Genomic DNA, 9558 nt, shown 5'->3' on the forward strand with positions numbered 1-9558 from the left:
GTTGAACTCTAAACAACCCTGGGAAGGGGAGCCATGCAGTTCGGGATCTTCACCGTCGGTGACGTCACACCCGATCCGACGACCGGACGCGCGCCCGGCGAGCACGAGCGCATCAAGGCGATGCTCGCCATCGCGCAGAAGGCCGAGGAGGTCGGCCTCGACGTCTTCGCCACCGGGGAGCACCACAACCCGCCGTTCGTGCCCTCCTCCCCGACGACGATGCTCGGCTACATCGCCGCGCGCACCGAGAACCTGATCCTGTCCACGTCGACGACACTGATCACGACGAACGACCCGGTGAAGATCGCCGAGGACTTCGCGATGCTCCAGCACCTCGCGGACGGCCGCGTCGACCTGATGATGGGTCGCGGCAACACCGGCCCGGTCTACCCCTGGTTCGGCAAGGACATCCGCGACGGCATCGACCTCGCCATCGAGAACTACGCGCTGCTGCGCCGCCTGTGGGACGAGGACGTCGTCAGCTGGAAGGGCAAGTTCCGCACGCCGCTGCAGTCCTTCACCTCCACCCCTCGTCCGTTGGACGGCGTCGCGCCGTTCGTGTGGCACGGCTCCATCCGCTCGCCGGAGATCGCCGAGCAGGCCGCGTACTACGGCGACGGTTTCTTCCACAACAACATCTTCTGGCCCGCCTCACACACCGAGCAGATGGTCAACCTGTACCGGGAGCGCTACGCCCACTACGGGCACGGCACCCCCGAGCAGGCCATCGTCGGGCTCGGCGGCCAGGTGTTCATGCGCAAGAACTCGCAGGACGCGGTGCGCGAGTTCCGCCCGTACTTCGACAACGCCCCGGTCTACGGCCACGGCCCTTCCCTGGAGGAGTTCACCTCCCAGACGCCGCTGACCGTCGGCTCGCCGCAGGAGGTCATCGAGCGGACCCTGTCCTTCCGCGACTACGCCGGGGACTACCAGCGCCAGCTGTTCCTGATGGACCACGCGGGCCTCCCCCTGAAGACCGTCCTGGAGCAGCTCGACCTGCTCGGCGAGGAGGTCGTACCGGTGCTGCGCAAGGAGTTCGCGAGCCTGCGCCCGGCCGGTGTGCCGGACGCGCCGACGCACTCGGCCCGTGTGGCGGCGAAGGAGGAGGCGCGGGCATGAAGATCGTCGTCGTATCGGCGGGCCTGAGCTCCCCCTCCTCGACCCGCCTTCTCGCCGACCGGCTCACGGCCGCGACCCTCGCCCACGTGGACGCCGAGCCGGAAGTGATCGAACTGAGGGACCTGGCGACGGAGATCGCCCAGCACCTCGTCACCGGATTCCCGCCGGCCAGGCTGGCCGCCGCGCTCGACGCGGTGGCGGCCGCGGACGGCCTGATCGCTGTGACGCCGGTGTTCGCGGCGTCGTACAGCGGCCTGTTCAAGTCGTTCTTCGACGTCATCGACAAGGACGCACTCACGGGCAAGCCGGTGCTCCTCGGCGCGACCGGCGGCACGGCCCGGCACTCACTGGTCACCGAACACGCCATGCGCCCGATGTTCAGCCATCTGCGTGCGCTCGTCCTGCCGACCGCCGTGTTCATGGCTTCGGAGGACTGGGGCGATGAGGGGCCGGCGCAGCGGATCGCCCGTGCGGGTGCGGAGCTGGCGCGCTTCATGGCGCCCCTCGCCCGGCACGCCGCCCCGGACCTCGATACTGCCGCAGCGCTCGCACCCCGTTCGCGGACAGGGGCGATCACCTCGGTGGGTGCGAAGCACGGCATCGAGGTGGTGCCGTTCGAACAGCGGCTTGCCGCGCTGGGGGCCGGATAGCCGCGGGCGCTGGTGCGACGGGCTGGTCGGCGAGACGGGGGCGACGACCGCTGCCGTGGTTCGTGGACGGGAACTCCCGGAACACCTGCGCGGACCGCGGGTTCTGGTCGCACTGCCACACGCCGTGCGGGCAGTAGTCGGTGATGCTGTGGTACAGCGGCTTGTGATCGGAGATCCATTGCAGCATGCGCCGCATGTACTCGGGGTTGTCCCCGTTGCGGAACAGCCCCCATTCGGGATACGAGATGCGCTTGCCGTGCGCCTTGGCGAAGTCGGCCTGCTGTTGGAGTCCGTAGGGCTGGGTGATCTGCTCGTCGAAGGTGTCGCCGGGCGGCTGGTCGTACGTGTCCATGCCGATGATGTCGACCACGTCGTCGCCGGGATAGCACCGGGTCCAGGCGATCGCGTCACCGCCGCGGTTGGGGGCGAAGTCGAAGCGGAACCGCTGCCTCTCCACAGAACGCATGGCAGCCACGATGCGGCGCCAGTACTTCTTCCAGCTCTCGGGGTCGGGCCGGCAGCGGTGGGTGTAGTTGAAGCCGTTCATCTCCCAGCCGAGCACGACCACCGTGTCCGGCACCCCGAGCGCGACCAGACGTTCGGCCAGCCGCCGGAAGTGGTGGTCGTACGCACCCCGCGCGCCGGCGCGCAGCAGCTCGGCGGCCTCCCCGTCCGGGACGTTGGCCTCGTTGCGCTCCAGCATGGGCACGTTCAGGACGAACAGCCGATCGGCCTTCGCCCTGCGCCACTGCGCCCAGCTGCGCAGGGAATCGGGTGCCCCCTCGATGTTCGACCAGGTGTCGCCGGGGAGGTAGGTGTGGCCGGCGCGCAGCTCGGTACGCCCGAGCCAGCGCGAGAACTCCCGCATCCTCTCGACGCCGGGCGAGCCGTAGTGGAGGTAGGCGCCCACCGCGACGTCGCTGCCGGTGTTGCCGCCGCTGCCGGCGGAACCCTTGTACACGGGCGGGGCGGGGGCCCCGCCGATGAAGAGCAGACCGGCAGCGACCGTGCTCGTGCAGGCGCCGGCCAGCCAGCGGCCTCGACGGGACATGACACCTCCACGGGTTTCGCGAACCGCTGCGTGACACCGACGTTAGACATTCATCCGATGCGTGGCGTGTCGGGTGTCCCGGTGATGGGCCATCCGCAGCAGCCGGCGGCCTTCGCCTGGCCCGACCGGGTGAACCCCGCGACACGCTCCCGTGGGGATTGGCTGTGCGTGGGGCCATGGCCGTTCCGGCGGGCTATCGGCCGCTGTCCGTGAGCAGCGACGGCGATGCCTCGCGCTGGTGCGGGACCGGCGAGGACGGCGGTATCTGGAGCATGTTCGGTTCGAGTGCGACCGTCCGCGTCGGTGCGGGGATCGAGATGCCCTCCGCCCGGTACCGCCGGTGCAGGCGTTTGATGAACTCGTGCTTGATCCGGTACTGGTCGCTGAACTCGCCGACGCCCAGGATCACCGTGAAGTCGATCCGGGAGTCCGCGAACGTGTGGAAGCGGACGGCCCCTTCGTGATCGGGGACCGCGCCGCTCACGTCGGCCATCACGCTGCGGACCACGTCGAGGGTCACCCGCTCGACGTGCTCCAGATCGCTCTCGTAGCCCACTCCCGCCTGGACCAGGATCGACAACTGCTGTTCCGGCTGCGTGAAGTTGGTCATGTTCGTCCGCGCGAGCCGCCCGTTCGGGATGATCACCAGGTTCTTCGACAGGTTCCGCACCACGGTGTTGCGCCAGTTGATGTCGACGACGTACCCCTCCTCGCCACTGCTGAGCCGGATGTAGTCACCTGGCTGCACGGTCTTCGAGGCCAGGATGTGCACCCCCGCGAAGAGATTGGCGAGAGTGTCCTGGAGCGCCAGGGCAACGGCCAGACCACCCACTCCGAGGGCGGTGACCAGCGGCGCGATGGACACGCCCAGGGTCTCGAGGGCTACGAGAACGCCCATCACCAGGACCACGATCCGCGTGATGTTGACGAAGATCGTCGCCGACCCGGCCACCCCCGTGCGCGCGCCGGCCACGGACTGGACGAGGCCCGCGACGACCCGCGCCGCGCTGAGCGTGGCGATGAGGACGAGCAGCGCGGTCAGGGACTGGTTCACGAACCCCGAGACCCGTCCGGTGAGGGGCAGGGTCGTGGCGGCCACCGCGGCGCCGGCGATGAGGGCGGCCCAGGGCACGATGGTGCGCAGCGCGTCGACGATGACGTCGTCGCCCCGCCAGCGGGTCCGTTCGGCGTGCCGGCCCAGCCACCGCAGGAGGCCGCGCAGCAGCAGCCCGGCCACGGCGCCCGCCGCCAACGCGACACCGGCCACCAGCCAGTCGTGCAGCACGAGGTCCCGGATCAACGGACGGCCCCCGTTCCGCCGCGCCGGCCCGGGGGAGTCGCGGCGGGCGCTGCCGGCCGTCGTATGGGGTGTGTCGTCACCTTTTCACCTGTCAGTTTGGCGTGCGAGAAGCCCCGTTCGGACGAATGTGCGCATCCGGAACGGGCTGCCATCCTGCCTCACGCACTCGGGCCCACCACACGCGGGGGCGGCGCCTCGATCAGGGGCGAAAGCGCAGCGGGTGATCCGCCGGTACCTCCACGACGGCGATCCGCACACCGTCCGGGTCGGCGATCCACATCTCGATCAGGCCCCAGGGCTCGAGCCGCGGAGGCCGCAGCACCTCGGCGTCCCGACTGAGCAGTTCCTCGTACGAGGCCTGCACGTCCGCGACTTGGAGCCAGAGCCGCAGCCCTGGCGCCGGCGGCGCCTCGGCGCGCCCCGACACCTCCAGGAATCCGCCGCCGAGGAAGTAGACGGTGCCGTGCTCGGGGCCGGTGCCGAATTCGCGGTAGACGGCGAGCCCCAGGGTTTCGCCGTAGAAGGCGCGTGAGAGCTCGGGATTCGTGGGACGCAGCAGAACCCTGCTGCCCAGTACATGCACCATGATCCCCACTCTCGCCCATGCGGTGTCCCGGCAGGCCGGTGCGGCGCGGCCTTGCGGAACCGCGGCCTTACGGAACCGAGCGGATCCGGCGGACCAGTACCGACCCCGCCAGGGCCAGAGCGCCCGCGAACGCGTACAAGGCCGTGTACCCGCCGAAGTGGGTGACGACCGGGGCTGCGATCACCGGGGCCAGCACCTGGGGCAGTGCGTTGGCGATGTTGATGACGCCCAGGTCCCTGCCCCGGTCCTCCGCGGTCGGCAGCACGTCCGTGAGCAGGGCGAAGTCCACGGACGTGTACACGCCGAAGCCGAGGCCGAGGACGAGCGAGGCGACGACCGCACCGGTCCAGGTCTGCCAGACGGCGAGCTGCAGGGTTGCCGCGGAGATGACCAGCCCGGACCAGATGACGTAGGGCTTCCGGCGGCCGGTGAGGTCCGACCGGATGCCGCTGATCACCACCGTGGAGAGCAGGGTGAGCGCGTTGAGCGCCGTGAGGATCAGTACGCCGGTGTCCGCGTCGCCTTCGTAGCGCACGGCGTCGGTCAGGTAGTAGAGCAGGTACATCGTGCTGATGGAGTACGACAGGTTCATCAGGAAGCGGGTGAGCCAGGCCCACGCGAAATCCGGATGGCGGCGCGGGTCGATCCAGAAGCCGGTGAGGAACGTCCGCCATCGGAAGGCCGGCCGATGTGCGGGGGAGAGCGGAGTGTCGCGCCGCATCAGTACGTACGGAACGGCCGCGAGTACCGAGAAGACCGCACAGACGAGGTACCCGGCGCTCACCCCGCCCGCGACCGTCGCCAGCGCCGTACCCGTGAGGATGCCGCCGACCTGGGAAACGCCCAGCCAGCCGCCGACCAGACCGCGCCGCCGGGGCGGCACCTGGTCGGGGACGGCCGCGGTGAGGGCGGCGAACGCCGCGTTGAGGGCGAGCTGGACCAGGCACCAGCCCGCGATGACCGTCGTGACGCTCTGCGCCAGGGAGAGGACGACCAGCCCGGCGGCCCCACCCGCGACCCCGGCGATCACCCAGGGGATACGGCGGCCCACCGATGCCGTGGTCCGGTCGGAAAGCGCCCCGAAGACGGGGTTGGCGACCATCGACACGGCGGCCCCCACTCCCGTGACCAGGGCGAGGGTGGACGTCTTGTGGTCGGGGGTGAGCTGTTCGGCCTGGCGCGCCAGGAGCAGTTGCAGCGGGCCGAACCAGCCCACCCAGACGCCGAGGTTGGCGAGGGCCAGCGCGCCCACCCACCGCCCGTCGGCCGGGGCCGGAGCCTTCGCGGCCGCCGTGCCTTCGGCCGCAGTGCCCTCGGCCGCCGTGCCCTCGGCGGTCATCTGCCGCTCTTGATCAGGTCGCGGTACCAGGCGTACGACTCCTTGGGCGTCCGCTCCAGCGTCTCGTAGTCGACGTGGACGAGCCCGAACCGCTGCCGGTACCCCTCCGCCCACTCGAAGTTGTCGAGGATCGACCAGATGAAGTAGCCGCGGACATCGGCCCCCTCCGCCATCGCCCGGTGCAGGGCGCGCACGTGGCCGTCGTGGTACGCGATCCGGCGCGCGTCGTCGATCCGTCCCGCGACCGGGTCCGGCCCGTCACCGTACGAGCAGCCGTTCTCGGTGATGTACAGGGGCGGCAGCCGGTCGCCGTAGCGCTCGCGCATGGTGGCGAGGAGCTCGCGCAGTCCGTCCGGGACCACCGGCCAGCCGAAGTCGGTGAGTTCGCGCCCCTCGATCTGCTGGATGGCGAAGGGGAGGTCCGACGGTATCTCGATGCCGCCGAAGTCGGAGGCGGTGGCCGGCTGCGGGGCGCCGACGAGCATCGGGTTGTAGTAGTTGATCCCGTACCAGTCCAGCGGGGCCGAGATCGTCATGAGGTCCTCCGCCACCGGGCCGGGGAGCATAGAGGCCAGTCCCTCGTCCGGGTAGGCGCCGGTCAGGATGGGGTCGGCGAAGAGGCGGTTCGTCAGCGTGTCGTACAACTCGGCGGCGGCCCGGTCGGCGTCGCTGTCCCCGGCCGTCCAGACGGGACTGTGCGAGGCGGCGATGCCGATGTGGCGCGCGCCCGCGGCGCGCAGGGCCTGCACGCCCAGGCCGTGGGCCAGAAGCTGGTGGTGGGCCACGGGCAGGGCGTCGAAGACGAGACGCCTGCCGGGGGCGTGCTCGCCGAGGCCGTAGCCGAGGAGGGTCACCTCGGCGGGTTCGTTGATCGTGATCCACATGGGTACGCGGTCGGCGAGGCGCTGTGCGACCACCGAGGCGTACTCCGCGAACCGCTCGGCGGTGTCGCGGCTGAGCCAGCCGCCCTGCTCCTCCAGGGCCAACGGGGTGTCCCAGTGGAAGAGCGTGGGCACCGGGGCGATCCCCGAGGCGCACAGCTCGTCGACGAGCCGGTCGTAGAAGTCCAGCCCCTTGGCGTTGAGGCGGCCGTGGCCGTCGGGCAGCACGCGGGACCAGGAGACCGAGAACCGGTAGGCGCCGACGCCGAGTTCGGCCATCAGCGCCACGTCTTCGCGGTAGCGCCGGTAGTGGTCGGTGGCCAGATCGGCGTGCGACCCGTCCTTGATGCGTCCCGGCTTCCTGGTGAAGGCGTCCCAGATGGAGGGGCCCCGGCCGTCGGCCGTCAGCGAGCCCTCGATCTGGAAGGCGGAGGCGGAGACTCCCCAGAGGAAGCCGGCCGGGAACTCGGGTACGGGCGCTGTCATGCGGACTCGCTTCGGTCGAGGGAGGCATGGATGCCCCAACAGCGCCACGGGGGCGCTGCCGGACGGGTTGCTCACGGCACTTTCGGGTTCCCCCACCCGCCCTGTCAATGGAAAGTGAACAATCCTCAACTTCTTCACCGCCTGACGCACTCGCCGTCGCCTTCGTCCGGTCGGGCGCCTCGAGGTGCGGACTCGGCGAGCTTCGCCGTGATGACCGGCCCGCGGGTCCAGGCTCGGACGACGCCCAGAACGGCTCGGTGAGGAGGCTGCATGCCCGGTGATCGGTCCCGCCCCGGTCGTCCGGGGCCGGCGACGACGGCCCGCCGGGTTGGGGACGGGTACCGCCCCTACCTCATCGCGGTGCCGGCCGCCTGCCTGGTGGGGCTGGTCGCCGGGGCGTTCCGGTGGTGCCTGGAACGCGCCGACAGGCTGCGCGGCTCGGTGCTGGAGAGCGCCGCGGGGCTCGGCGGCCCGGGCTGGCTGATCCCGATCGCGCTCGCGGCGGTGGGCGCGGCGGTGGCGTGCGCGATCGCCCAGCGGGTTCCATATGCGGCGGGCAGCGGGATTCAGCACGTGGAAGCCGTGTGGCGGGACGAGGCCGGACCCGGACCCCGATCGCTGTGGCTGGTGCCGGCGAAGTTCGTCGGCGGACTCATCGCCATCGGCTCGGGCCTGCTGCTCGGACGCGAGGGCCCGCTGGTGCACATGGGGGCCGCGATCGGGTCCGAGGCGGGCCGCCGTACCCGGCTGGGCAGCGAGGACACCCGGCTGCTGCACACCGCGCTCAGCGGTGCGGGCCTGGCCGCGGCGTTCACCGCCCCGCTCGGCGGGCTGCTGTTCGTCTGCGAGGAAGTGACCCGTACGGTCCGGCCACGCCTGGTGCTGCTCACTCTCATCGGCACGGCCACGGCGGTGGCGAGCTCCCGGTTGATGGTGGGCGACGCGCCGGTCTTCCCGGTGCCCGGCATGCCGGTCCCGCCGGTGTGGATGCTGCCCGTCTTCCTGCTGTTCGGCGCCGCGGCCGGAGCAGTGGGAGCGGCCTACAGCGCTCTCGTCGTAGGGACGCTGGCGGTGTGTGACGGGCTCACGCGGGTGCCGCTCGTGGTCCGGGCAGCCGGCATCGGGGCAGTGGTCGGCCTGCTGATGGCGTGGGACCCGCTGCTGGCAGGGGGCGGGGACCAGTTGAGCGAGCAACTGGTGGCAGGAGACAGCCCCGCCGTAGCGGTGTTGGCGGCCTATCTCGCCGTCCGCTTCGTGGCGGGGCCGCTCAGCTACGCGGCAGCGACCCCCGGCGGTCTCTTCGCTCCGCTGCTGGCGCTGGGCGCCCTGTGGGGCACCCTCACGCACGCGGCCGCGGGGCCGCTGCTGCCGGAGCATTCGGCCGGCCCGGGCGCGTTCGCCGTCGTTGGGATGGCCGCCTTGTTCGCCGGTGTCGTACGGGCGCCGGTCACGGGCGTCGTACTGGTCGTGGAGATGACCGGCGCCACCGCGCTCCTGGTTCCGCTGATGATTGCCTGCTTCGCCGCGACACTGACCGCGGACCGGCTGGAGAGCGAGCCCGTCTACGACAGTCTGCGGCGGCGGATGACGGAACGCCCCTGACGGGCTGCGGGCTCCGGGAGGGGCCTTGAAGGCACAGGCCCGGCACACCAGTCGGCGTGCTGGGCCAGGCTCGGTGCCGACGTAGATCGTCAGCTGACGATGAGCGTCCCCTTCATCTGCGGGTGGAAGGAGCAGAAGAAGGGGTAGCTGCCGGGCTCGGACGGTGCGGTGAAGGTGGCGGACTTGCCTGCTTCGATCGTGCCGGTGTCGAAGGCATAGGCATCGGTGGCTGTCAAGGTGTGCGGAGCCGAGTCCTCGTTCGTCACGGTGATCTTTGCGCCGGCGCTGACCTTGAGCTCAGCAGGGGCGAACTTGAAGTCCTTGATGCGGACCTCTGCACTGTCGACCGTGACGGTCGACACGCCGGCAGTTGGGGACAGGGGCGCGGCGCTGGTGCCTGTGGCGCCGACGATGGCGAGCAAGGCGCAGGCGGCGCCTACCGCTGCTCCCCTAGGCCGTGTCTTCAAATGGTTCTGATGAGGGATCATGTCGGCATGGTGCGTCGTCATGAGCTGACGGATGTGGAGTGGGGAGTGCTGTCCGG

Annotated in this window: 9 protein-coding genes; 3 read left to right on the plus strand and 6 right to left on the minus strand. The window is 70.9% G+C overall.

Translation table 11 applies throughout. The features are described from left to right. The first annotated feature begins 33 nt into the window (after nt 1-33). Entirely contained in the window at nt 34-1119 is a 1086-nt protein-coding gene (locus AB0O21_RS38030) for an LLM class flavin-dependent oxidoreductase (RefSeq protein WP_365179760.1), read from the plus strand. Beyond that, a complete protein-coding gene (locus tag AB0O21_RS38035) occupies nt 1116-1769 on the plus strand; it encodes a CE1759 family FMN reductase (RefSeq protein WP_365179763.1) in 654 nt (217 codons plus the stop codon). Before AB0O21_RS38030 ends, AB0O21_RS38035 begins: the two co-directional genes overlap by 4 nt. Here the strand turns inward: AB0O21_RS38035 and AB0O21_RS38040 are convergent. The 5 genes from AB0O21_RS38040 to AB0O21_RS38060 form a co-directional block, all read right to left on the minus strand. Further along, nucleotides 1693-2820, minus strand: coding sequence for a glycosyl hydrolase (locus AB0O21_RS38040; protein WP_365179765.1), 1128 nt, complete (start codon nt 2818-2820; stop codon nt 1693-1695). The genes AB0O21_RS38035 and AB0O21_RS38040 overlap by 77 nt on opposite strands. A 193-nt stretch (nt 2821-3013) precedes the next feature. Next, nucleotides 3014-4120, minus strand: coding sequence for a mechanosensitive ion channel family protein (locus AB0O21_RS38045; RefSeq protein WP_365179768.1), 1107 nt, complete (start codon nt 4118-4120; stop codon nt 3014-3016). A 199-nt stretch (nt 4121-4319) separates the two neighbouring features. Continuing rightward, nucleotides 4320-4706 carry a VOC family protein gene (locus AB0O21_RS38050; protein ID WP_365179771.1) on the minus strand — a complete coding sequence of 129 codons (387 nt, stop codon included), beginning with the start codon at nt 4704-4706 and terminating at the stop codon, nt 4320-4322. A 67-nt stretch (nt 4707-4773) separates the two neighbouring features. Further along, nucleotides 4774-6045 carry an MFS transporter gene (locus tag AB0O21_RS38055; protein WP_365179774.1) on the minus strand — a complete coding sequence of 424 codons (1272 nt, stop codon included), beginning with the start codon at nt 6043-6045 and terminating at the stop codon, nt 4774-4776. After that, the gene (locus AB0O21_RS38060) at nt 6042-7412 is read right to left on the minus strand and encodes a GH1 family beta-glucosidase (RefSeq protein WP_365179776.1); all 1371 of its coding nucleotides are present in this window, start codon (nt 7410-7412) and stop codon (nt 6042-6044) included. Before AB0O21_RS38060 ends, AB0O21_RS38055 begins: the two co-directional genes overlap by 4 nt. 270 nt (nt 7413-7682) lie before the next feature. Between AB0O21_RS38060 and AB0O21_RS38065 the strand changes: the two genes are divergently transcribed. Beyond that, the gene (locus AB0O21_RS38065; RefSeq protein ID WP_365179779.1) at nt 7683-9014 is read left to right on the plus strand and encodes a chloride channel protein; all 1332 of its coding nucleotides are present in this window, start codon (nt 7683-7685) and stop codon (nt 9012-9014) included. Between the two features lie 89 nt (nt 9015-9103). Here AB0O21_RS38065 and AB0O21_RS38070 read toward each other — a convergent pair. After that, on the minus strand, nt 9104-9558 hold a 455-nt coding region (locus tag AB0O21_RS38070), incomplete at its 5' end, for a cupredoxin family copper-binding protein (protein WP_365179782.1).

The organism is Streptomyces sp. NPDC091371, assembly GCF_040684275.1.
GTDB lineage: Bacteria > Actinomycetota > Actinomycetes > Streptomycetales > Streptomycetaceae > Streptomyces.

Excerpts from the sequence above, each read along its gene's own strand:
- AB0O21_RS38030 (WP_365179760.1), top strand. The coding sequence starts at position 34 with ATGCAGTTCGGGATCTTCACCGTCGGTGACGTCACACCCGATCCGACG.
- AB0O21_RS38035 (WP_365179763.1), top strand. The coding sequence starts at position 1,116 with ATGAAGATCGTCGTCGTATCGGCGGGCCTGAGCTCCCCCTCCTCGACC.
- AB0O21_RS38040 (WP_365179765.1), bottom strand. The coding sequence starts at position 2,820 with ATGTCCCGTCGAGGCCGCTGGCTGGCCGGCGCCTGCACGAGCACGGTC.
- AB0O21_RS38050 (WP_365179771.1), bottom strand. The coding sequence starts at position 4,706 with ATGGTGCATGTACTGGGCAGCAGGGTTCTGCTGCGTCCCACGAATCCC.
- AB0O21_RS38055 (WP_365179774.1), bottom strand. The coding sequence starts at position 6,045 with ATGACCGCCGAGGGCACGGCGGCCGAGGGCACTGCGGCCGAAGGCACG.
- AB0O21_RS38060 (WP_365179776.1), bottom strand. The coding sequence starts at position 7,412 with ATGACAGCGCCCGTACCCGAGTTCCCGGCCGGCTTCCTCTGGGGAGTC.
- AB0O21_RS38065 (WP_365179779.1), top strand. The coding sequence starts at position 7,683 with ATGCCCGGTGATCGGTCCCGCCCCGGTCGTCCGGGGCCGGCGACGACG.